Origin of the sequence: Veillonella parvula (assembly GCF_040094895.1) — a bacterium.
Taxonomy (GTDB): domain Bacteria; phylum Bacillota; class Negativicutes; order Veillonellales; family Veillonellaceae; genus Veillonella; species Veillonella parvula_L.
Genome location: NZ_JBBNGV010000002.1, coordinates 1 through 22,689, shown reverse-complemented (window position 1 = coordinate 22,689; position 22,689 = coordinate 1). Strand labels below are relative to the sequence as shown.

The window sequence follows — 22,689 nt, the reverse complement described above, 5'->3', positions numbered from 1 at the left end:
TTCGTAATGCTAAAAAATAGTAAAATTGTGATATAATATAAGAAATAACGCCCCTTTATGTAAGGGGCGTTCTAATATTTACTTTTAGAATGATGAGGTTCCTATGCGCAGCGATAATAGAACAGCCGGTCAATTGCGACCTATTAAAATAACACGGAATTTTACAGAGTATGCAGAAGGTTCTGTACTTATTGAGTGTGGTAAGACCAAGGTTATCTGTACGGCTACTGTTGAGGATTCTGTGCCACGCTGGTTAAAAGGTTCGGGACAAGGATGGGTAACTGCGGAATACTCATTATTGCCACGCTCTACGCAAACTCGCGTGAGTCGTGAGGCCGCAAAGGGGAAGCAAACTGGTCGTACCGTAGAAATTCAACGTCTTATCGGCCGTGCATTGCGTGCTGTTGTAGACCTTGAAGCATTAGGAGAACGTTCTATCACTATCGACTGCGATGTGATTCAAGCGGATGGTGGTACACGAACAGCCTCTATTACGGGTGCCTTTGTAGCCCTCGTTGATGCGGTGGACTTCACCTTTGGCGGAGCTGACAAATTTCCAATTACTGACTTCTGTGCAGCCATCTCCGTAGGTATTGGTCCAGATGGTCCTATTACGGACCTTTGTTACGAAGAGGATAGTGCCGCCATTGTAGATATGAATGTAGTCCGTACCGGTTCTGGTAATATGGTTGAAGTACAAGGTACAGGTGAACACGGTACATTTAATCGTGATGAGCTCAACGCTTTACTTGATTTAGCAGAGGCTGCTACAGATGAGCTCATGGCTAAACAACGTGAAGTACTTGGTGCGACAGCAGATAAAGTAGGTAAAGAGTATCCTACAGCTCCGGAGGTATAAAATGGAACAAATTGTGCTTGCTACAGGCAATAAAGGAAAAATTCGTGAGTTCTCTGAGGCTTTTTCCCATTTATCTATCGATTGTGTACCTGTAAAAGCTGTGATTTCCATTGAGGAGCCTGAGGAAACTGGTACAACCTTTATGGAAAATGCTCTGTTGAAGGCTCGTTACTATGCGAGGGCTACGAATCGCCCATGCCTTGCTGATGATTCTGGCATTACTGTCGATGTCCTCAATGGTGCACCAGGTGTATATTCTGCGCGTTATGCAGGTCGTCATGGTGATGACAATGCAAACAACGAGAAGTTAATTCGTGAACTACAAGGGAAAAGTAACCGTACAGGTCATTATGTATGCGCTTTAGCGCTTGTTTATCCTGATGGCCGAGAAGTTACTGCGGAAGGCTATTGTGATGGACTCGTTCAAGATGAGCCAAAAGGGGAGAATGGCTTTGGCTATGATCCGTACTTCTATGTGCCTGAGTTTAAAAAGACGATGGCAGAGCTAAGTATAGAAGAGAAGGAAACGATTAGTCATCGTGGCCGTGCATTACGTGAATTAATTAACAAACTTTGATATTTTCGAACTATATGGTATAGTTCATATAAATATATAATATAGTGGCATTAGAGATTAAATACAATGAAACGAATTGGCATTTTAAGTGACACTCATGGGTATCTAGAGGATATCGACCTCGTCTTGGCTGCTACCGCTGATCAAGACATTGATATGTGGCTTCATGCTGGCGATTTTGGAGATGACGCACGCTATATGCAGGAACATACTGATATTCCTGTATATGCTGTGCGTGGGAACAACGACCGGGTGCAACCGCTTGAACCACGAGAGCAATTAATTCCTCTTGAAGATACCTATATTTACATGACACATGGTCATGAGGTATCATATTATAATCGAATACAAAAACTGATTGAGTTAGGAACTGACATGGGTGCGCGACTCATCGTGTCCGGTCATAGCCATCATCATGGGGAGGTTCGTGCCCGTGATGCGGTATTTGTAAATCCTGGTAGTATTTCTTTGGCTCGTGATCGCTCCGGTGGTACCTTTGCCATCGTTACCTACGATAATGGACAGTTTGATGTAGAGTTTGTGTATAAACAAGATATTGTTTAGTTATATGGTGAAAGCTTCGGTTTTGAAACTTTCAAAAGGAATAGTAAGTCTATGCATGGAAAGGGTTATGACATATCATGGATACACCAGTTAAAGCAAAGCCTAAAATGAAGTTATATGGTTTTAACAATCTCACGAAAACATTGAGTTTTAATATTTATGATATTTGTTATACTCGTACGGAAGAAGAGAAAAAACAATACATTCAGTACATTGATGAAGTATACAATGCGGATCGTTTAACGGCTATTTTGACGGAAGTTAGCCATATCATCGGCGCCAATATCCTTAATGTAGCGAAACAAGATTATGATCCACAAGGTGCTTCTGTTACGATTTTAATTTCTGAAGAGGAAATTGAAAAAGAAGATGTAGTTATGCATTTAGATAAATCGCATCTTACTGTACATACGTATCCTGAAAGCCATCCGCACAAAGGGATTAGTACATTCCGTGCCGACATTGAAGTGTCTACATGTGGACAAATCTCTCCGTTAAATGCACTTAATTACTTAATTCAAAGTTTTGACTCTGATATTCTTACCTTGGATTATCATGTACGTGGCTTTACTCGGGACGTGTCTGGTAAGAAAATTTATATTGATCATCGTATCAATTCTATTCAAAATTACATCAGTGCAAAAACTCGCAATATGTACAACATGATTGATGTAAATGTATATCAAGAAAATATTTTCCATACTAAGATGATGTTAAAAGAATTTGATTTAGATAATTATCTTTTTGGCATTACTGAGTCAGAGTTGAGCGATCGTGAAATCAAGCAAATTAAACATCAATTAAAACAAGAAATGATGGAAATCTTCTATGGACGCAATTTGCCATCTGTAAAAGCTTAAAGACAGCTTTTATAACATTGTTGTTATAGCTTTTATCGTATAATACGAAGATAGATTTGAAGTAGATAAGCCTTATATGGTTTATCTACTTTTTTATAATTTACTTTATTACTACTGGAGCTTAATCTTTATTATTATGGGAGCTTAATGATAGTTGTTTTTAAAAAAATCGAAAAACTATATCGAAAAAACTTGAATTATGATTTAGCATTTTGTATAATACAATTAGTTAAAGGTATAAATTACCGACTCTAAAGAGTCCGAGTGTATCCACAAAGGAGAATTGTTATGGACGTACGTGAATTAGCTGTACAAAAAAAACGTGAATTAAAAGGTTTCCTTACTGTAGGAACTAAATATGAATTAAAAGACGCTCATGATTTATCTGTAGCTTACACACCAGGTGTAGCAGAACCATGTTTGCGTATTAAAGATAATGAAGCAGAATCCTTCGAATTAACTTGCCGTTCCAACATGGTTGCCGTTGTATCTGACGGTACTCGTGTACTTGGCCTTGGTGATATTGGCGCTGCAGCAGCATTGCCTGTAATGGAAGGTAAATCCTTATTGTTCAAAAAATTCGGTGATGTAGACTGCATTCCATTGGTTGTAGATACAAAAGATGCTGATACATTGATCAATACAGTAAAATTGTTGCAAAAAAACTTTGCTGGTATTAATTTGGAAGATATTTCCTCTCCTAAATGCTATGAAGTTGAAAATCGTTTGAAAGCAGAGTTAGAAATCCCTGTATTCCACGATGACCAACACGGTACTGCTATCGCATGCTTAGCAGGTGTAAAAGGCGCTCTTCGTTTGGTTAAAAAGGATTTAGCTACTGCTAAAATCGTTGTAAACGGTGCTGGTGCGGCAGGTGCTAATATTGCTCGCTTATTATACCTTGCAGGTGCTCGTGATATTACATTATTGGTATCCTCTGGCGTATTGCATAAAGACTACAAACGTCTTGACTCTTTACAAGCTGAATTAATCGATTTACTTAAACTTGAAGAAAAACATGGTGATTTGGCTGAAAATGCTAAAGGTGCTGATATTCTTCTTGGTGTATCTGCAGCGGGTGCTTTCACAAAAGAAATTTTGGAAAGCTTAGCTGATGATGCAATTGTATTTGCAATGGCTAACCCTAATCCAGAAGCAACATATGCTGATATGAAAGCTGCTGGTATCCGTGTTGCTGGTACAGGTCGTTCCGATGCTCCTAACCAAATCAACAACGTAGCAGTATTCCCAGGTGTATTCCGCGGTGCTATCGACGTTCGTGCGTCTCAAATCACTGACGAAATGAAATTAGCTGCTGCTGACGCTTTGGCTCACTTGATTCCTGATAGTGAATTGAACGAAGAAAACGTAATGCCATCCGTATTCGATCCTCGCGTAGCTCCAGCTGTTGCTAAAGCAGTTGCTGAAGTTGCTGTAAAACAAGGTATTGCTAAAAATCCTCAAGCAATAGAAGATGGTAGCTACGAAGGTTAATTTATTTGCTTTACTAGCATTTTATAATCTTATATAACCATAGAACAATACAACATGCACCTCGAAAGGGGTGCATGTTTTTATATGATCGATTAAGTATATGATTGGCTTTATACTATTAGGGCGAATAATCTATAGATTAAAATGATATAGAGGCGTAGGCGTATAGGATAATAGAAGTAAGGATAGATATATATTAAAGAATGTATTAATGTATCAGTAAAAAATTAATGAAGTTGTAAAAAAGTACTTGTCACTAGTTTCTATCAATGATATAATAATTTTCGTTGCAGAGCGATACTCAAGAGAGTAAGAACTCAGCAAGAGTAGTGGTTGACATCAACTACCGGGTTTGCTATAATAGCAAAGTAATTAATGACGGGGCATAGCGCAGTTTGGTAGCGCACCTGGCTTGGGACCAGGGGGTCGCAGGTTCGAATCCTGCTGCTCCGACCATTTTTTATTTGCGGGTGTAGCTCAATGGTAGAGCCCCAGCCTTCCAAGCTGGTCGCGAGGGTTCGATTCCCTTCACCCGCTCCATTTTTTTTTGCCTTTTTTAGGGTATACTAAGATAGGGTGTAGTTGACGATACATAGTACATAATTTATACTATAATAGATAATTACATATATAGGTAATCCACATGGTTCAGTAGCTCAGTTGGATAGAGCAACGGCCTTCTAAGCCGTGGGTCGGGGGTTCGAATCCCTCCTGGATCACCAAAGAAACGTAATAGCCGTAAGGGTTTCAGCCCTTACGGTTATTTTTATTGTACGCCGAATAGGCATGACTAAACCCCCAGTTAAACTGGGGGTCAGTAAAATTTCTTAGAGAAAAGGAAAGAACCTCCTAGTGCTAAAATGGAGTTGGTCTGGCAACCACAATATTTCAACATAGGAGGTTCAATGTCAATGAATGACGTAAAAAGCTTATCACATAGTAAATGGAGATGTAAATATCATATTGTTTTTGCACCAAAGTATAGAAGACAAATAATTTATGGTCGGATAAAAGCTGATGTAGGTAAAATTCTAAGAGATTTATGTAAGAGAAAAAATGTAGAAATTATCGAGGCAGAATGCTGTCCGGATCATATACATATGCTAGTAACAATTTCACGACATTTAAGCGTATCAAGTTTTATGGGATATTTAAAGCAAAAGTAGCCTCATGATATTCGATAAACACGCAAATTTAAAATATAAGTATGGAAATAGACATTTTTGGTGTAGAGGAAATTATGTGGATACGGTGGGACGATATGCAGGAGCGATAAAAGAGTATATTCGCAATCAGTTACAAGAAGATATAGTACAAGATACATTAAACTTTAAAGAATATACCGACCCGTTTACGGGTGAGCCGGTAAAATAGGCAAAATAAAAGCCCCCGAGTAGGGGGCAGCCAGTGGTAATAGAGTGGTTGTCAGATCATTCAATGCCCTCTTTAGAGGGACACCACTAGAGAAAGACCCTTATAGGGTCAGAGCAAACCACCCGTTTTACGGGTGGTTGATTCTTTTGGTATTGCATGAGCTTATACACTAATTATTATAGCAGTATTTTCATGACCTGCTAACTTTGCAATCTCTATGTAAGGAACATTTTTTGAACCATATAAGAGATAAATGTATGCTTTGCTACATGACTAGAAATATGCTTGGTAAAGCCTAGTATTTTACCTACTTTAGTAAAATAACATTTAGTAAAGTTGTGCTTGTCTAGATGCATCAAACCTGTTTTATTTTCCGCCACCCTTAACTTGCCTTTAGAGTCAGTCTTAGATTTCTTTAAGACAGTTATGGTATAGTTATCATTGATTGTGATGACTCGCTTACTACTTGCTCTCTTAGGCCCTTTTCTAGCCATACCTTTTTTAGTTTCCCCAAAAAAATATCAATATGGATTTTAGCTTTACACTCATCAATGAATTCTATTTCATTCCATTGTAATACAAGTAGCCTTTTGGTGCGTAATCCTCATTGTAATAGCAACTTTATGCAATATTCTAAATAATGTTTTTCGTAATAAGCTAGAAATTATTTTCTTCTTCAATTGTTTATGTATCTTTAGAGGGCTTAGATAAGATAGATTGTGATGATGCTTTATTACAAGAATTGGACGATAAATAGTACAAAAATTAATATAGTAACTTAATAGTGTTTTTTTGCTTGAACTCCCTGTAGAAATAGCAATTTTTAGAACGGACTAAGATATTGCTGGTAATAGAGATGTCTTTAATGAATCTTCTAAGTTAAAAATTTGTTCTAAGGTAATTTTTGCTGTGATGAAGTAATTATTAAATTAAATTGTTTCCAAGTGGACCATGATGAAATAAAACTACTTAACTTGAATAAATTTGTTATATAGAAACCTAGTATATTCTATAATTGATTAATCCATAATGAATACATTCCTATATTTATATGAGGAAAAGGTATAATATATTTTTACTGTATCATAATATATAGTATATTTTAAGAAGATAATATATGACCTGAATAGTTTGTGATATATCATATGGATGTAAATTAAGGAGATGATTTAATGTATACGGTATTTATTGATACGAATATTTTTATTAAGTTAGGAATGAAATTTACCTCAGGAATTTTGCTTGAACTTGAACGATATTGTGAGCAAGGACTTATCACATTAGTTTTTACTGATGTAGTAGTTGCGGAACTAAAAAAGCATAAGCGAAAACCTACTATAGACGCTATTGAACGATATATAGCTGCAAAAGAGAATCTTTGCAGTAAATACGATGCAAAACTTGTGGATAATTATTCGAATGAACAACTTCAAAAACAGATTTTAAATGGTGAATATTCAAAGATTGATCAATTTTTTAAACTTTGTAGTGCTAAGAAAATACCACTTGATAAGCTACAACTTGAACAGATTTTGGATGATTATATAAATATTGTTTCTCCATTTACTAATAAAAAGCAATATGAGTTTAAGGATGCTATGAATATAAGTTTAATTAAATATCAAAAAGGACAGGAAGATGATGACAATAATTTTATTATTATTAGTGAAGATAAGGGCTTTATAGAGTCATTTGATTTACATGATGGATATACTATTTATAATAATCTTTTTGAATTCATTTCTCTTGTTCGAACTGATACAGATTATTTTGCTCATTCAATTAGCCCATTACAATCCTGTCTGAATGGAGAAAAATTTAATAATTATATTATCGACGTGCTACAATCTCTGGAGTATACAGTTTTTTTAGATGGATATGATGATTCAGATGTAATAGATGTATCAAATATAGATATTAAAGATATAGATTTTTCTATTAATTCAATGAATGGAATGCCATATTTAGGTGAATTATATTTAACTTATAGCTTAGATGCAGAATATGAGTTCTTTGATCCATATACATCTCCATATGATTCTGAAGATAAAGTTTTTGTTTACGAAAATATTGTTCGTGGTAAGAATACTTTTTTGGTGCGCATAGAATTGCCGTTTAGTTTTAGTTTTGATAATCAGAATATAATAGATAGAAATATTGATATTGACGATTATAAGGTACAAAAAGAACTTACCGATTCGATAGAATTAGAGGTGCAATATGATGATGTACAGGTTGAATTAACCGAGCACGATATTGACTTTGATAACTATTTTGTCTCTTAGAATGGGTATTTTCTATTATTTGTTATTTTGGTATGAGAAGAACAGATTCCTTTATACAAGTAAAAAATATATTTATGCTTATATACTTATAAATATATATCAGACTATATTTGGTTACATACTTCTAAGTCGTGGGATGGGGAAAATCCCTGCTTGGATTGCCAAAGAAAAGAGGGGCTTATAGGACCAAAAGTGTGGGTAAAAACATCAATTAACCCTTGTAATTGCTGACTAAAATGATATTATATCTTCCTATATATAAACAAATATGGATGAAGAGTTTATGCGACAAATAAAATGTCCTGATTGTAATGAAAAATGTGTTAAACATGGTGTTTTAAAATCTGCTTCTCAGCGTTGGTTTTGTAAACATTGTAAGGTGGCATTTACCGTCAAAATTAATAATCTAAGTAAAGAGTTAAACCTATTCTTGAATTGGTTATTCAGTACCAATATTCAAGCTGATATGCCTGGCAAAGGTCGTACATTCAGGCGTAAAACTGCCAAATTTTGGCCCATATGGCCATTGCCACCAAAAGTAGAAGAAAGTATACATGATGTGGTATATCTTGATGGAATATACTTATCTAGGAATGTATGTGTGTTGATTTGTTGCAATGATACTCATGTTCTAGGATGGGATGTCTGCCGTTATGAGCATGCTGGAGCTTGGCAATATTTAATGTAACGGATTGCTGAACCTAAAGCCGTTGTGTCTGATGGGGCTAATGGTTTACCTAAAGCATTACGGAAAGTTTTGCCTTATAGTAGTCACCAAAGATGCCTATTTCACATTTTTTGCCAGAAATGACGGTTGATGAGTTTGGAAACAAACGCTCTACACATGAGCGTTTGCTTAAAGCCGAATCATCACTATGGCGTTTGATTAGGCAACAAACTTTATTTACATTTTTAGAATGTACTGATATTACAGTACCTACAACAAATAATCGTATTGAAGGTGGAGTAAATGCTCAACTAAGAAGTATGTTACGAGTTCATAGCGGTCTTTCGCTTGAAAGAAGACTAAAAGCGGTCTATTGGTAGTGCTATATGCACTCACCAAGACCGCTTTCTGTTTTAGATATATTAAATTGTATGCTTACAGATGAATCGATTGCTGTTATATACAAACGGTTATCTGGTTATTGCTAAATACATCGTTCAATTCCTCAATGGGGCGATGCTCTTGTTTGGAATGAACTACATATGGCTACAGATTTTCCAACTTATTGGGATTAGTCACCCACACTTTTTGTCCTACAACCCACGTTATCGCTTATGGCTTTACGTAGCAGTAGGTACTATTTATTATAAATAATATTATTGCACCAAGATACCTATTTATAATATTCATAAGACATATGGTGTTATGAATATATTATCGTATTTAATAAGATAATGTAGGTTGATGTGACTCTAGATAAGATAGGAATGCTCTTATCATGGCTTGACCTTCAGGTGTAAGTTCACTAACATATGTTGGTTGACCATTTACATAAAACACATCGTAAGGGGTAAAGAAGGAGGCGATACTACCAGTAAATCTTGCAGATTCCCCGGTAGTATTAGATACAACTGCATAAGAAAATGTATAGGTATTATTGAAATGAGCAATACTAGAATCATCAATGTAAATTTGCATGGATGCATTGTCATTTGACATAGTTGTTACATATACATCCTTAGCAGATGCTAATCCAGTAGTTGCTAAAAATATAAAGAGTAATAGGGCAATTTTTTTCATATAGTTATACCTCTTAATTAACTGATATGTAAGCAGTATAAGTTGTATTTAGTGATAGATTAACTTTTTCTTACAACCGATTCAATAGTAATACCATTTCCATTTGAGTGAGATGAGATAACTTGATTTCTGGCATCATAAGAGCTATCAGCTGTAACTGTTATAGTATTGATTCCACCACGATTGGTTGTACCTGTTGATTTGTATCTAAATTTTACTTCAAATCTTGCCATTATAACGACTCCTTAATATCGAACATAGAATTCGCCATCACGACGACCAATAGTACCGCGTTCTTTAGCCGAAAGCATATAAGCATTTTTCTTTTGACACGGAAGATAGTTATTTAGCATGCGGACTAGTTTTTCATCATCCATCATATCAGCTTCCTGTTTCCATTCATTCGTTGTGCTTGATTAATTACAGATTTCCCAATGTTTTTTGCTAAGTTTGTTAAAAATGACATAATAACACTCCTTAAAAATCTAAATCGTAGGAACAATATGTTCATACTATAAAGCATCTCTAATATAATATAGAGATATAGTAATATAAAATTTTAATCAGTGAGGTCCCTTGTGCAGAATCATTAAAGGCACTATATACTATTAGTATCATATTCTCCATATCTACTGTTTTTATATGTGATTATCTGATAGCCGCATATATAGTATTATAATTTGAGGAACTGAAACTGCTATATATTACTAATACTTATATTATTACACTAATTACAAAAAAAATATAGGGATAATTTCATTTAAAATTCATTTTTATAAAATTAATAAAGAAGTAAGAAGGGGCTGTAACAAAACAGCCCCTTCTGTTATTGCCTTTAGACTGGTTTGCGACGTAATCGTGAATCATAAAACCACTCACTATGCGGGTGCGACAACGAAAGTTATACAAAAAAATCACCTTGCTTAAGTATAATGTAGGTGTTTAAGCCATATTATATGCAAAAGAAAGGTGATTTTTGTAAGAGTGATAATTATTCTATTTCAACAGTATTATTTTGTAACCATTGTGATAATTCTATATTATTCATTTTTCCAGCGGCTATATTAATGATTACATTTTCTACTTCTTGTTCGGATGCTGTGATATCCAATCCATTAATAATCAAATATACATACATACTATGAAGTGCAGTCCGTTTATTACCATCTATAAATGGGTGATTATTTGCTATTCCGTAGCATAATTGAGCAGCTTTGTCATAGATAGAAGCATATAAATCTTCTCCCATGAAGGTTTGAAATGGAGAATTTACAGCTGATTCTAATAAGCTGTTATCTCTTGTTCCAGAAAGTAGGACTAAGTTTTTCTCCAATTCTTTATGAAAATCATAGATATCTTGTAAGATAAAATGAATAATACGTTCACTCATTTATTTTCTAAAGCCTTATATAACTTATAATTTCTTTCCATAACTTGTTTGGATACTTTTTTTATTTTTTCTGCTAATTCTTTACTATTAGCGCTAGTGATAATTATAGGCTGATTGTGATTTTTTTGTATTGCTTGTGACATTGAAGTGGACCTCCTTTTGATTTTCTTTATGGCTCTATTATATATTGGATAGATTAATAAGCAAAGGTTTGGTTACTAATGTCTTAAAAAGTTAAACAATTTTGTTTGTTTTGGTATCCTCAAATACAAAAGTCAAAAAATTTTAAAATTTCATTTTTGACCTATTGACTTTTTGACTTTTAGGGGCTATTATAATGTCATAGGGTAAATAAACCCAGTAAAAATAGTATTAGTCAAATAGTTAAACTCTATGATGTATGAGGGGGTAAAATATATGAACAACAACTTTAATAACTTTGGTAATGAATTTTCTAGTATGAATGATTTGTTTAATCAATTGATGGGTAATATGGGTGGTTACTCCACGGAACGACGTAGTTATAAGATTAATGGTCGCGAAGTAACTCCAGAAGAATTTGCGTTTTATCGTCAAACTGGTCGATTACCATCTAATGAGGAAATGCAAGCTGCTCAAGCTGCGCAACAAGGTAAAATTAAACAAGATGGCATCCTTGCTCGTTTGGGGACAAACTTAACTCAACAAGCTCGTGATGGTAAACTCGATCCTGTAATTGGTCGTAACAAAGAAATCCAAGAAACAGCAGAAATCTTAGCACGTCGTACTAAAAATAATCCTGTACTTGTAGGTGATGCTGGTGTTGGTAAAACTGCAGTAGTAGAAGGCTTGGCACAAGCTATTGTAAATGGTGACGTTCCAGCAGCTATTAAAAATAAAGAAATCATTTCCATCGATATTTCCGGATTGGAAGCTGGTACTCAATACCGTGGTTCCTTCGAAGAAAACATTCAAAACCTTATTAAAGAGGTAAAAGCCGTAGGCAATATTATCTTGTTCTTCGATGAAATTCACCAAATTTTGGGTGCTGGGTCCACAGGTGATGGTCAAGGATCTAAAGGCTTGGCAGATATCTTGAAGCCTGCTTTGTCCCGTGGTGAAATGACAGTTATCGGTGCTACAACACAAGATGAATACCGTAACACAATTATGAAAAATGCAGCTCTTGCTCGCCGTTTCAATGAAGTTAAGGTCAATGCACCATCTGCAGAAGATACTTTCAAAATCTTACAAGGCATTCGTCCATTGTACGAAGCGCATCATAACATTGAATTGCCAGATGCGGTGTTGAAAGCCGCTGTAGATTATTCCGTACAGTATATTCCACAACGTAGCTTGCCAGATAAAGCTATTGATTTAATTGATGTAACAGCAGCTCATTTGGCGTCTCAACATCCTGTAACAGATATTAAAACTTTGGAAGCAGATATTGCTGATGCTAAAGCAAAACAAGAGGAATATGCTCAAAAAGAAGACTATGAATCTGCGATTAATGAAAAAATGCGTATTCAAAAGTTACAAGCAGAGCTTGATAACCATACAGAAAATCAAAAGGTGGTAGCTCAAGTAAACGACGTAGCAGAAGCCGTTGAAAGAATGACTGGTATTCCTGTATCTCAAATGGGTGCATCCGATATCGAGCGCTTGAAAGACATGAAATCTCGTTTAGAAGCTCATGTAATTGGTCAAGATAAAGCCGTAGAAGCTGTATCTAAAGCAATTCGTCGTAACCGCGCAGGCTTTGATGAAGGCAACCGTCCAATCGGTAGCTTCTTATTCGTAGGTCCTACAGGTGTTGGTAAGACAGAATTAGCTAAACAATTAGCTCTAGATATGTTCGGTAACAAAGATGCAATCATTCGTTTGGATATGTCTGAATACAGTGATCGCACAGCCGTATCTAAATTAATTGGTGCTACAGCTGGTTATGTTGGTTACGAAGATAACTCTAATACATTGACTGAACGCGTACGCCGTAATCCTTATTCCATCGTATTATTCGATGAAATCGAAAAAGCAGATCCTCAAGTTATTACATTACTTCTTCAAGTATTAGATGATGGTCGCTTAACAGATGGTCAAGGTAACACAGTAAACTTTAAAAATACTGTTATCATCGCTACATCCAATGCAGGTTTTGGTTATGGTAGTGACAATGATGATGAAAATAAAGTAGATGTAATGGAACGCATCGCTCCATTCTTCCGTCCAGAGTTTTTGAACCGTTTCAACGCAGTTATCGAGTTCAATCAATTGAGCAAAGAAGATTTGAAAAAAATTGTAGATTTGATGCTTGATCAAGTGAATAAAACTTTAGCTAAAAAAGACATCACTCTTGATGTAACAGATGCAGCTAAAGAATTGTTGATGGAACAAGGGTATGACAAAACTATGGGCGCTCGTCCATTACGTCGTGTTATCGAATCTGAAATCCGCGATAATGTAACAGATTTCTACTTGGATCACATCGATGCTAAACACTTGCTTGCCGATGTTAAGGATGGTCATATTGTAATCTCTGAAAAAGCAGATTCCGATGATAGCAAAGACCAAGATAAGGCTGAGAAATAAATAATAGACGTAAAAGTGTCGGAATAATCATTTGACAAATCTGAATAAAGTAGTAATATTAATAGCATAATTATATAGTGAGTATGCAAGGGAGCCTATTATATAGGCTGAGAAAGGGCTGCGAGCACCTGACCTTTATACCTGATCGGGATCATGCCCGCGTAGGAAGCACGCTAATACTTAATACGGGTATCGATCATTTTGTTCGATACCCGTTTTTGCATACCTAACTATATATGTCTTTTATATAGGAGGATGTAAAAATGTTTATGACACAATTGGAATCGGCTGTGGCTGGTGTAGTTACGAAGGAAATGAAAGTCGTCGCGGAAAAAGAACGTATGGATGAAGACGTATTACGCTCCCTAGTGGCCTCAGGCAAGGTTGTTATTCCTTGTAACAAGCAACATACTAGTATTTCGCCGGAGGGGATTGGCAAACGCCTTAGAACGAAAGTCAATGTTAATTTAGGTACATCAAAAGACGTCACTGATTATGATAGTGAAATTGAAAAGGTTAATCGAGCTATTCGACTTGGAGCAGAGGCAATCATGGATCTTTCCACTCATGGTGATACCCGTATTTTCAGACGTAAATTAATCGAGACATCGCCAGTAATGATTGGCACAGTACCTATTTATGATAGTGTCATTCATCATCAAAAAGATTTGGGTGAATTAACGGCTCAAGACTTCTTGGACACTATCCGATTACACGCTCAAGATGGTGTAGATTTTATTACTATCCACAGTGGTATTACGAGAAAAACAATAGATCAAATCAAGAATCATAAACGGTTGCTCAATATTGTTAGTCGTGGAGGCAGTTTGGTATTTGCGTGGATGAGCATGACAGGTCATGAAAATCCATTCTACGAATACTTTGATGAAATCTTAAAGATTTGCAAAGAATATGATGTTACTTTGTCTTTAGGTGATGCTTGTCGTCCAGGTTGCTTAGCGGATGCAACTGATGTGTGCCAAATTGAAGAGCTTGTAAGGCTTGGTGAATTGGCAAAACGAGCGAAACAATATGGTGTACAAGCTATGATTGAAGGACCTGGACATGTACCTTTACATCAAATACAAATGAATATGGAAGTTCAAGAATCCTTATGTGATGGAGCACCATTCTATGTGTTGGGGCCGCTCGTAACAGATATTGCTCCTGGCTACGACCATATTACGGCTGCCATTGGTGGGGCTGTAGCTGGTATGCATGGGGCGTCATTCTTGTGCTATGTTACACCAGCGGAACATTTAGCCTTACCAAATGCAGATGATGTAAAAGATGGAATTATGGCTTTCAAAATAGCGGCGCATGCTGCAGATATTGCTCGTGGTATTTCTAATGCAAGAGATATAGATGACACCATGGCTAAGGCACGTCAAGTTCTCGATTGGAAGGCACAATATGCTTGTGCCATTGATCCTGAACGGGCTCGTTCTATTCGTGAAAGTAGAGCACCGGAGGAAGACCATAGTGAAACCTGTTCGATGTGTGGCAAGTTTTGTGCTGTACGCAGTATGAATAAAGCTTTACAAGAAGAATATATTGATATTTTATAAGCTTTTTCATATGGGAGGTCATTATGGATTTGATTGTTAATGGAGAGCCAAAGTATGTTGTAGGTGAGCAACTTCATTTGATTCTTGATGAATTAGGCTATTCTGGTAAATACTTTGTAGTTGAGCTTAATGGAGAGATTCTTAGTAAGGAAGCATATACAACCACTAAATTAACGGCTGCTGACAGATTAGAAATCGTTAGCTTTGTAGGAGGTAATTGATATATTGGATACATTTACTATAGGTAATATTGGGGTAGGGCCTATTTTTTCTACACAGACAAAACCCAATGCTAATCCTGTAGGAATTTCTTATGTATATTGGGCAAAGCAATTTAGTAAGTTTCCTATTGTTGCTATTGGGGGGGATTAAAACGACAAATACTGATATCGTTTGGCAAGCGCATCCCGATTTTATTTGTGCCGTTTCTGAAATAACAGAGTCGGACAATATACAAAATACGGTTTATGAGCTTATGACTGGATATAGTAGAGTCAGATAAAAAATTGAGTTTACATACAAACCACAAGATTAAAATCTTGTGGTTTTTTTGGTTATAAAAGAATTTTGTATACATGATAAAAATCATTGCTAACGTATCGATTTGTTTAGTATAATCGTATCATTAAATTCGATATTCTATAGAATTTATAAAATAAATGAAGATGAAGAGGTAATAGTATATGTCTCATTATGTAGATTTAAATAGTGATTTAGGCGAAAGTTTTGGTAACTATACATTAGGCATGGATAGTGAAGTATTAAATCACGTAACAAGTGCTAATATTGCTTGTGGTTGGCACGCTGGAGATCCTCTTATTATGGATGCGACTGTCCGCATATGTAAAGAAAAAGGAGTTGCCGTAGGGGCGCATCCTGGTTATCCAGATTTGATGGGATTTGGTCGTCGTGCGATGGCAGTAAGTCCTGCTGAGGCAAAAGCCTATATGATGTACCAACTAGGTGCACTTCAAGCTTTTTGTGATAGTTATGACATTACTTTACAGCATATGAAATTACATGGTGCTTTTTACAATACAGCCTGTGTTACGCCTGTACTAGCCGATGCAATTTTAGATGGTTTACAAGCGGTAAATCCTAATATCGCGGCCATGGTATTGAGTGGTAGCTATATTGCTCAAGAGGCACAGCGACGAGGCATTCCTGTTATACAGGAAGTGTTTGCCGATCGTGGCTATACAGAGGAGGGAACATTGGTCCCTCGTACAGAAGTAGGTGCTTTCATCAAAGACCCGCAAGAGGCTTTAGACCGAGTTCTCATGATGGTTACAAAGGGTAAGGTTGTTACTAATACGGGGAAGACCATTGATATTGTGGCTGACTCCATATGTGTTCATGGAGATAATCCTGAAGCGATAGCTTTCACAAAGTATATTTGGGAAGAGCTATCAAAAGCTGGTATAACGGTGGCGAATTTTCAAAACCGATAACACTATTAAGAACATTAAAATAAATGCTTAATTAATACTAACAGAAAATACGAATATAAGTATTAAAAGCAAGTATGAGCTTTAAGCAATAAGTATGACATAGATTAATTATTATTTTGGAGGTTCCTATGAAACCAATTACAGGTAAAGCGAGTTTCTCTGTCCTATTAGGGGCAGCTTTCTTAATGGCCACGTCATCTATTGGGCCTGGCTTTATGTTGCAAACAGCAGCGTTTACAAATGAGTTGAAAGCAGACTTTGCATTTGCTATCGTTATATCCGTTATTTTCTCTATTATTGCACAGCTTAATGTGTGGACAATTATTGGTGTATCCCAAATGCGCGGTCAAGATATTGCGAATAAGGTATTACCAGGCCTTGGGTATATAGTGGCATTTTTAATTTCCCTTGGTGGATTAGCCTTTAATATCGGTAATATTGGTGGTGCTTCTATGGGCCTCAATATTATATTTGGTATCGACACAACAACAGCAGCCGCTATTAGTGGTATTTTGGGCATCTTACTATTTACATCTAAGAAGATGGGTGGTGTTCTAGATAATACGGCTAAAGTACTCGGTACGGTTATGCTCGTCCTCATTGCTTATGTAGCATTTTCAACGAATCCCCCAGTAGGGACAGCAGTGACTCATGCGATAGTACCTACGAATTATCCGTGGCTTGCTACGATAACTCTTATTGGAGGGACCGTAGGTGGATATATAACATTCTCTGGTGGTCACCGCCTTATTGATGCTGGTATTACAGGTCAAGAACATTTAAAGGATGTACGTCGTGCAGCTATTATGGGCATGTCTGTTGATGCGCTAGTTCGTATATTATTATTCTTAGCTGTTCTTGGTGTGGTATCTATGGGATTTGTACTAGATGCTAAGGATCCAGCTGGTTCTGCTTTTCTTTTAGGAGCTGGTGAAATCGGGCATAAATTATTCGGTATAGTGTTCTTCTGTGCCGCATTGACCTCTGTAGTAGGGGCTGCCTATACATCAGTATCCTTTTTAAAAACATTGTTTAAGGTGGTAGAACGAAATGAAAAATTGACTATTATGGCATTTATCTTTATTTCCACATGTATCCTGATTTTTATTGGTAAACCAGCATCTCTATTGATTTTAGCTGGTTCTGTAAATGGGTTAATATTACCTGTTACATTGGCAGTTATGCTTGTCGCAACTCATAAATCTGAAATCGTAGGAACATATAAACACAATAAACTTTTATATTATACAGGGTGGATTGTAGTGCTCGTAACATCTTACATTGGTGTTACATCTTTAAAAGGTATTGCTAAGTTACTAGGTTAATTAATTATCTGTGAAAGCACCATTACGTTCGTCTTGAATGTGATGGTCCTTTCTAGTTATAGCAGGAGGTACATATGAAACCTACAATTTCACCTGTAGGGGATTGCGCTATCTCTATTGATTTTGGTCAAGCAATCGATCCAAAGATTAATCGACAAATCCGACAAGTTATAGAGCAGATTAAACTCTTACAGCTAGATGGAATTATTGAACTAGTTCCTACATACTGTGCATTGCTTATTCAATATGATGCAATGGTATATACGTATTCCGACATTTGTGGAACTCTTAATCCAATATTACAAGAATCTGTAACAGACAGCGGAAATGAACGTGTTACGATTGTTGAAATCCCGACCATATACGGTGGCGAGTATGGTCCAGATCTAGGTTTTGTAGCCTCTCATAATCATATAAGTGAAGCTGAGGTTGTATCCATTCATAGTGGTACTGATTATTTGGTTTATATGTTAGGTTTTATTCCTGGTTTTACTTACTTAGGTGGGATGGATTCTCGCATTGCAACTCCGCGCTTGTCTTCGCCAAGAACTTTGATTCCTGCCGGGTCTGTAGGTATTGCAGGAGAACAGACTGGCATATATCCATCAGATTCTCCAGGGGGATGGCAAATCATTGGGCGCACACCTGTGACTATGTATGATATGTCTAAAAAACAAGCTGCATTATTAAGAGCAGGGGACTACGTTCGTTATGTGCCCATCGATGATACTGAATTTTATCGCATCAAATCTTTAGGTTCAGCTTATGTTCCTGTTGTACATGAAGTAGAGGTAGGTGATTTGCGTGGCTTTAAATAGTTTTAAGAAAGCTTCAATCCACGTAGATGGACCAGGAATGTATACAACGATTCAAGATGCAGGACGAGTCGGCTATCAACAATATGGTATGCCTGTAGCGGGGCCTATGGATAGTGAAAGCTATCTATTGGGGCAGGCTTTAGTAGGAAACAAGGAGCCTTTAGGTGCTTTAGAATGCACCGTGCTACCGCCTACACTAACGGTTCAAGGTACATGTATTGTTGCTTTTACAGGGGCTGATATGCACCCCACTATTAATAATATAGTCGTGCCTCGATACATACCTTTTATATGTCATGAAGGAGATATTATTTCTGGTAGCTTTAGCCAATGTGGCGTGCGTATGTATATTGCTTTCTCAGGCGGTATTGATGTTCCTACTATTAATGGTAGCGTATCGACTCATACAAAGGCTAAGATAGGTGGCCTTGAGGGGAGACCGTTACAAGCAGGTGATCAGTTTGGCATTAAAGCATTTACTAGAGACGAAGTGAATGTGTGCGACTTCTATGATGGTCATAACTTATTCAATGTCGCCCTATATAACCGCGGCGGCCGTGAGTGTCACGAACCTTTGCGTGTTGTTCTCGGAAATCAAGCAAAGTATTTTACAGAGAAAGGGATTAAGACCTTTGGTAGTAAAATATATACATTGACTGTACAATGTGATCGCATGGGCTTTCGCTTGGATGGCCCTGTTATAGAGCATATAGATGGTGCGGATATTATCTCCGATGGAGCTGTATTTGGTTCTATCCAAGTTCCTTCTGATGGAAACCCTATAGTGCTCATGGCAGATCGGCAAACAACAGGTGGCTATACAAAGATTGGTACTGTGATTACGGCAGATTTACCTAGGTTAAGCCAATTACCAGTGGGGGATGGAATTCATTTTGATATCGTATCTGTCGAAGAAGCACAAGCGATATATCGTACATATATGAAACGCTTACATAAGCGTATACAATTAGCATACGAACAAAGTGTATATGCCTTTAATGTAACTTAATTGGTTTTCCCTATTTAATTATATAAACTAGCAATAAAGCTATCTTGTAGATTGTTATTTCTATGAGATAGCTTTTTGTTATGTAATGTAAGATGAATTGATGAGGTGGTGGGAAAATATAATCTTATAAAACAAGTTTAAAATAATGATTATGAATTTATATTCATTTTATCTCTTCGTTATGGTATAAAATAAGCCCGTATTTTATATAAAATTGTGATATGAATCACTATGAAACGCATTAATGCTGCATTTGTGCGCCGTGTAGAATTATGAATAAAAAATGAAAAAGCTTGATAGTGTATTAAAGGTTTTGATATACTTATAATATTGAAAATTTTGGAATTCTCGTATGATTTACCATATGATAAAACATCGAGGGAGCATTACTATTACTATAGTTTATAGGAGAAAGTATGAATAAGATTTTTAAAGTGGTTTGGAGCAAATCAAAAAGCTGCTACGTAGTAGTATCTGAGTTCGCTAAAAATAATGGTGGCAAGAAGAAAATTGTTGTAGCAGCAATCTTGGCTGCATTAGCAATGACTAATGCTAGCATCACTATGGCGGCAAATACTTTGCCTACAAATCTGCATGCAACAGCAGTAGGCTTGGGGGCTGGTGCTTCTATTACTGGTGATAAAGCTGTAGGTTTCGGTCAAAATGCAGCAGCTGCTGGTGGATATTCTATTGCAATAGGTTCTAATTCTAGTACCAGTGTTAACAGTCCACAAGGAATCGCTATTGGTGGTGGTAATACTGCTAATGAAGGTGCAAGAGTAATTGGGGAGCAAGCAATTGCCATTGGGGGAAATACAATAGCTCAAGGTAACTCTTCTATTGTTATTGGTGGCGATGATGTAGTTAAAGCCGATAGTGTAAAAGTTATTTACACTACGAATAATGGTGAGAATAAAACTGGGGATTTGCGTAGTGCGGTTCAAAGCTTAACAGGATTTGATATGAGAAAACCACTATATACATCGGCAACGGCTGGTGAATCTGGTATCACATTAGGGATGAAAGGTCAGTCTGGTAATGTCGGTATTGCCATTGGTACAGGTGCAAATGCGAAGGATCGTTTGGCGGGAACTGATACTGGAGCTACTGGCCAAGACAATAAAGATGTAACAAATGCTATTGCTATTGGTACAGGCGCTAGAGCAAATCGTGATAATGCTATTGCCATCGGTGGTGGTTCTAACACTGATGTAGGCGGTACAAAACAATCTAGCTATACTTTGCCAAATAATGTTGTTGCTTCCTGGGCTGGTGGTGATAAAACATTGCCAGGTGACGTTGTATCTTTTGGTTCTAAAGGGTATGAACGTCAGTTGAAACATGTGGCTCCTGGCGAAGTAAGTGCTACTTCCACAGATGCAATTAATGGCTCTCAACTTAGCGCTATTGTAGACCAAATCGCTTATAAATATATATCTATAAAATCTTCTGATGCTGCTAATAAAGATAATACTGGTGCTACGGCCGATAATTCTATTGCTATTGGCCCAAATGCTGCAACAGACGCATCTGCAAGTCGTTCTGTGGCTGTTGGTGATGGCGCCAGAGGTAAAGTAGTAGATGGTGTAGCTGTTGGCTCAAAATCTATAGCTGATATTGCTTCAGGCGTAGCGGGATATAATGTTAATGCTAGTCGTACAGATATATATGCTGGTTTAAGTGGTGCCGCCCTAACGTCTAAATTAGGTGGTGTTGCTGTTGGTACGATAAACCAAACACGTCAAATTAACTATGTTGCTGCAGGTACTGCTGATACAGACGCAGTAAACGTGGCGCAATTAAAGAGTGTTAATCTAGCTTTTACAGGTGATACTGGTACAGGCGATGTGAACCTTGCTAATAGTAAATTGGCTGTAAATGGTGATAATACATACATTAGCACTACAGCTAATGGTAAGAAAATTACAGTTTCTGGTAAAAAGCAAGACATTACTGTAGCAAATGGTAGCGCTACAGCCTCGGCTGGTATGGCGGATTCTGCTAATGTAGCTAATGCGATTAATCAAGCGATTGATCAAAACAAATATGGTTGGAATCTTTCTGCTAATGGTGAAGCTACACCAGTAGCGGTTGAAAAAGGTAATACAGTAGATTTTTCTGGTGGCGATAATGTTGCGGTTGCTAGAAATGATAAGAAAATCTCTGTAGCTTTGAAAAAAGATCTTTCTAAATTAAACAGTGCTTCTTTCAATAATGCTAGCGGTAATGAAACTGTAAAAATTGATGGTGATAAAGGTATTAATGCTGGCAATTTGAAAGTTGCCAATGTAGCAGATGGTGTTGCTGATAAAGATGCTGTCAATGTATCCCAATTGAAAAAAGTTGACGATAAAGCTGAAGCTAACAAAACTGCTATTGATACAAATAAAACCGCAATTGCTAAAAATGCAGGCGATATTGCAGATAATAAGCAAAAAATAGCTGATAATAAAACTGCAATAGATAAAAATACTGCTGATATTGCAACAAATAAAGGAGATATTGCAGCCAATAAACAAAAAATAGCCGACAATAAAACTGCAATAGATAAAAATATTGGCGAAATTGCAACAAACAAAGCTGACATTGCAACTAATAAGGATAACATTGCAACCAATAAAGCTAACATTGACAAAAACACTACAGCTATCGCTCGTAAGATTTCCTTAGGTGGTAATAATGGCTCTACCGATGAAAAATCCTTGAGTACAGGTGATGTAAAATTCAATGTGAAAGGTGAAAATGGTCTTACTACGGTTGCTAATGGCGACGATGTGACAGTTAAACTCGATGATAC

At 36.7% G+C, this 22,689-nt stretch carries 21 protein-coding genes, 3 tRNA genes, 2 pseudogenes and 1 riboswitch; of the genes and pseudogenes, 20 read left to right on the top strand and 6 right to left on the bottom strand.

The features are described 5' to 3' along the window. Positions 1-103 precede the first annotated feature (103 nt). From rph to tnpA, 9 genes and pseudogenes are all read left to right on the top strand, one after another. Positions 104-859, top strand: coding sequence for a ribonuclease PH (gene rph / locus AAAT26_RS04055; protein WP_221741302.1), 756 nt, complete (start codon positions 104-106; stop codon positions 857-859). A gap of 1 nt (position 860) precedes the next feature. Then, the gene (locus tag AAAT26_RS04050) at positions 861-1,436 is read left to right on the top strand and encodes an XTP/dITP diphosphatase (protein WP_221741301.1); all 576 of its coding nucleotides are present in this window, start codon (positions 861-863) and stop codon (positions 1,434-1,436) included. A gap of 66 nt (positions 1,437-1,502) precedes the next feature. Continuing rightward, complete coding sequence (locus AAAT26_RS04045) at positions 1,503-2,000, top strand: metallophosphoesterase family protein (protein ID WP_004693585.1); 498 nt, start codon at positions 1,503-1,505, stop codon at positions 1,998-2,000. Positions 2,001-2,077: 77 nt separating this feature from the next. Next, the gene (gene speD / locus AAAT26_RS04040) at positions 2,078-2,860 is read left to right on the top strand and encodes an adenosylmethionine decarboxylase (protein WP_008715652.1); all 783 of its coding nucleotides are present in this window, start codon (positions 2,078-2,080) and stop codon (positions 2,858-2,860) included. A gap of 288 nt (positions 2,861-3,148) precedes the next feature. Further along, positions 3,149-4,354, top strand: coding sequence for an NAD(P)-dependent malic enzyme (locus AAAT26_RS04035; protein WP_004693580.1), 1,206 nt, complete (start codon positions 3,149-3,151; stop codon positions 4,352-4,354). A 379-nt stretch (positions 4,355-4,733) separates the two neighbouring features. After that, a tRNA-Pro gene (locus AAAT26_RS04030) sits at positions 4,734-4,810 on the top strand. 10 nt (positions 4,811-4,820) lie between these two features. Next, a tRNA-Gly gene (locus AAAT26_RS04025) sits at positions 4,821-4,894 on the top strand. A 105-nt stretch (positions 4,895-4,999) separates the two neighbouring features. Beyond that, positions 5,000-5,076, top strand: a tRNA-Arg gene (locus AAAT26_RS04020). Between the two features lie 189 nt (positions 5,077-5,265). Continuing rightward, a pseudogene (tnpA, locus tag AAAT26_RS04015) lies at positions 5,266-5,728 on the top strand (IS200/IS605 family transposase). Between the two features lie 215 nt (positions 5,729-5,943). Here the strand turns inward: tnpA and AAAT26_RS04005 are convergent. Further along, entirely contained in the window at positions 5,944-6,222 is a 279-nt protein-coding gene (locus tag AAAT26_RS04005) for a hypothetical protein (RefSeq protein WP_349208910.1), read from the bottom strand. Between the two features lie 678 nt (positions 6,223-6,900). Here AAAT26_RS04005 and AAAT26_RS04000 point away from each other — a divergent pair. Together AAAT26_RS04000 and AAAT26_RS03995 are read left to right on the top strand one after the other, a co-directional pair. Then, positions 6,901-8,013, top strand: a complete 1,113-nt coding sequence (locus AAAT26_RS04000) for a PIN domain-containing protein (RefSeq protein ID WP_349208909.1) — start codon at positions 6,901-6,903, stop codon at positions 8,011-8,013. Between the two features lie 283 nt (positions 8,014-8,296). After that, a pseudogene (locus tag AAAT26_RS03995) lies at positions 8,297-9,255 on the top strand (transposase-like zinc-binding domain-containing protein). A gap of 148 nt (positions 9,256-9,403) precedes the next feature. Here the strand turns inward: AAAT26_RS03995 and AAAT26_RS03990 are convergent. The 5 genes from AAAT26_RS03990 to AAAT26_RS03970 form a co-directional block, all read right to left on the bottom strand. Further along, positions 9,404-9,760, bottom strand: coding sequence for a hypothetical protein (locus AAAT26_RS03990; protein ID WP_302943593.1), 357 nt, complete (start codon positions 9,758-9,760; stop codon positions 9,404-9,406). Between the two features lie 59 nt (positions 9,761-9,819). After that, complete coding sequence (locus tag AAAT26_RS03985; protein WP_349208908.1) at positions 9,820-9,993, bottom strand: hypothetical protein; 174 nt, start codon at positions 9,991-9,993, stop codon at positions 9,820-9,822. A 12-nt stretch (positions 9,994-10,005) separates the two neighbouring features. Further along, positions 10,006-10,140 (bottom strand): hypothetical protein, encoded by a 135-nt coding sequence (locus AAAT26_RS03980; RefSeq protein ID WP_349208907.1) that lies wholly within the window; start codon positions 10,138-10,140, stop codon positions 10,006-10,008. A gap of 611 nt (positions 10,141-10,751) precedes the next feature. Beyond that, positions 10,752-11,150 (bottom strand): type II toxin-antitoxin system death-on-curing family toxin, encoded by a 399-nt coding sequence (locus tag AAAT26_RS03975; RefSeq protein WP_349208906.1) that lies wholly within the window; start codon positions 11,148-11,150, stop codon positions 10,752-10,754. Next, positions 11,147-11,293 (bottom strand): hypothetical protein, encoded by a 147-nt coding sequence (locus AAAT26_RS03970; RefSeq protein WP_349208905.1) that lies wholly within the window; start codon positions 11,291-11,293, stop codon positions 11,147-11,149. Before AAAT26_RS03970 ends, AAAT26_RS03975 begins: the two co-directional genes overlap by 4 nt. Before the next feature lie 274 nt (positions 11,294-11,567). On the opposite strand from AAAT26_RS03970, the gene AAAT26_RS03965 reads away from it, so the two are divergent. The 9 genes from AAAT26_RS03965 to AAAT26_RS03925 form a co-directional block, all read left to right on the top strand. Then, the gene (locus AAAT26_RS03965; RefSeq protein ID WP_349208904.1) at positions 11,568-13,721 is read left to right on the top strand and encodes an ATP-dependent Clp protease ATP-binding subunit; all 2,154 of its coding nucleotides are present in this window, start codon (positions 11,568-11,570) and stop codon (positions 13,719-13,721) included. A 77-nt stretch (positions 13,722-13,798) separates the two neighbouring features. After that, a riboswitch (TPP riboswitch) is annotated at positions 13,799-13,906 on the top strand. 78 nt (positions 13,907-13,984) lie between these two features. Further along, positions 13,985-15,289 carry a phosphomethylpyrimidine synthase ThiC gene (thiC, locus tag AAAT26_RS03960; RefSeq protein ID WP_349208903.1) on the top strand — a complete coding sequence of 435 codons (1,305 nt, stop codon included), beginning with the start codon at positions 13,985-13,987 and terminating at the stop codon, positions 15,287-15,289. Positions 15,290-15,312: 23 nt separating this feature from the next. After that, complete coding sequence (thiS, locus tag AAAT26_RS03955) at positions 15,313-15,510, top strand: sulfur carrier protein ThiS (RefSeq protein WP_349208902.1); 198 nt, start codon at positions 15,313-15,315, stop codon at positions 15,508-15,510. Positions 15,511-15,514: 4 nt separating this feature from the next. Further along, entirely contained in the window at positions 15,515-15,661 is a 147-nt protein-coding gene (locus AAAT26_RS03950) for a thiamine phosphate synthase (RefSeq protein ID WP_287526835.1), read from the top strand. Between the two features lie 311 nt (positions 15,662-15,972). Then, positions 15,973-16,740, top strand: coding sequence for a LamB/YcsF family protein (locus AAAT26_RS03945; protein WP_008715691.1), 768 nt, complete (start codon positions 15,973-15,975; stop codon positions 16,738-16,740). Positions 16,741-16,868: 128 nt separating this feature from the next. Beyond that, positions 16,869-18,065: an NRAMP family divalent metal transporter gene (locus tag AAAT26_RS03940; protein WP_008602694.1), complete on the top strand. Its 1,197-nt coding sequence runs from the start codon at positions 16,869-16,871 to the stop codon at positions 18,063-18,065. Between the two features lie 74 nt (positions 18,066-18,139). After that, entirely contained in the window at positions 18,140-18,883 is a 744-nt protein-coding gene (pxpB, locus tag AAAT26_RS03935) for a 5-oxoprolinase subunit PxpB (RefSeq protein ID WP_287518166.1), read from the top strand. 37 nt (positions 18,884-18,920) lie between these two features. Then, on the top strand, positions 18,921-19,892 hold the full coding sequence (locus AAAT26_RS03930; protein ID WP_432049348.1) for a 5-oxoprolinase subunit C family protein: 972 nt from the start codon (positions 18,921-18,923) through the stop codon (positions 19,890-19,892). A gap of 416 nt (positions 19,893-20,308) precedes the next feature. Beyond that, a partial coding sequence (locus AAAT26_RS03925) for an ESPR-type extended signal peptide-containing protein (RefSeq protein WP_349208900.1) occupies positions 20,309-22,689 on the top strand: 2,381 nt, incomplete at its 3' end.

Bases quoted from the DNA above. Each gene is read 5' to 3' on its own strand.
- rph (WP_221741302.1), top strand. From the start codon at position 104: ATGCGCAGCGATAATAGAACAGCCGGTCAATTGCGACCTATTAAAATA.
- AAAT26_RS04050 (WP_221741301.1), top strand. From the start codon at position 861: ATGGAACAAATTGTGCTTGCTACAGGCAATAAAGGAAAAATTCGTGAG.
- AAAT26_RS04045 (WP_004693585.1), top strand. From the start codon at position 1,503: ATGAAACGAATTGGCATTTTAAGTGACACTCATGGGTATCTAGAGGAT.
- speD (WP_008715652.1), top strand. From the start codon at position 2,078: ATGGATACACCAGTTAAAGCAAAGCCTAAAATGAAGTTATATGGTTTT.
- AAAT26_RS04035 (WP_004693580.1), top strand. From the start codon at position 3,149: ATGGACGTACGTGAATTAGCTGTACAAAAAAAACGTGAATTAAAAGGT.
- AAAT26_RS04005 (WP_349208910.1), bottom strand. From the start codon at position 6,222: ATGGCTAGAAAAGGGCCTAAGAGAGCAAGTAGTAAGCGAGTCATCACA.
- AAAT26_RS04000 (WP_349208909.1), top strand. From the start codon at position 6,901: ATGTATACGGTATTTATTGATACGAATATTTTTATTAAGTTAGGAATG.
- AAAT26_RS03990 (WP_302943593.1), bottom strand. From the start codon at position 9,760: ATGAAAAAAATTGCCCTATTACTCTTTATATTTTTAGCAACTACTGGA.
- AAAT26_RS03985 (WP_349208908.1), bottom strand. From the start codon at position 9,993: ATGGCAAGATTTGAAGTAAAATTTAGATACAAATCAACAGGTACAACC.
- AAAT26_RS03980 (WP_349208907.1), bottom strand. From the start codon at position 10,140: ATGATGGATGATGAAAAACTAGTCCGCATGCTAAATAACTATCTTCCG.
- AAAT26_RS03975 (WP_349208906.1), bottom strand. From the start codon at position 11,150: ATGAGTGAACGTATTATTCATTTTATCTTACAAGATATCTATGATTTT.
- AAAT26_RS03970 (WP_349208905.1), bottom strand. From the start codon at position 11,293: ATGTCACAAGCAATACAAAAAAATCACAATCAGCCTATAATTATCACT.
- AAAT26_RS03965 (WP_349208904.1), top strand. From the start codon at position 11,568: ATGAACAACAACTTTAATAACTTTGGTAATGAATTTTCTAGTATGAAT.
- thiC (WP_349208903.1), top strand. From the start codon at position 13,985: ATGTTTATGACACAATTGGAATCGGCTGTGGCTGGTGTAGTTACGAAG.
- thiS (WP_349208902.1), top strand. From the start codon at position 15,313: ATGGATTTGATTGTTAATGGAGAGCCAAAGTATGTTGTAGGTGAGCAA.
- AAAT26_RS03945 (WP_008715691.1), top strand. From the start codon at position 15,973: ATGTCTCATTATGTAGATTTAAATAGTGATTTAGGCGAAAGTTTTGGT.
- AAAT26_RS03940 (WP_008602694.1), top strand. From the start codon at position 16,869: ATGAAACCAATTACAGGTAAAGCGAGTTTCTCTGTCCTATTAGGGGCA.
- pxpB (WP_287518166.1), top strand. From the start codon at position 18,140: ATGAAACCTACAATTTCACCTGTAGGGGATTGCGCTATCTCTATTGAT.
- AAAT26_RS03930 (WP_432049348.1), top strand. From the start codon at position 18,921: ATGTATACAACGATTCAAGATGCAGGACGAGTCGGCTATCAACAATAT.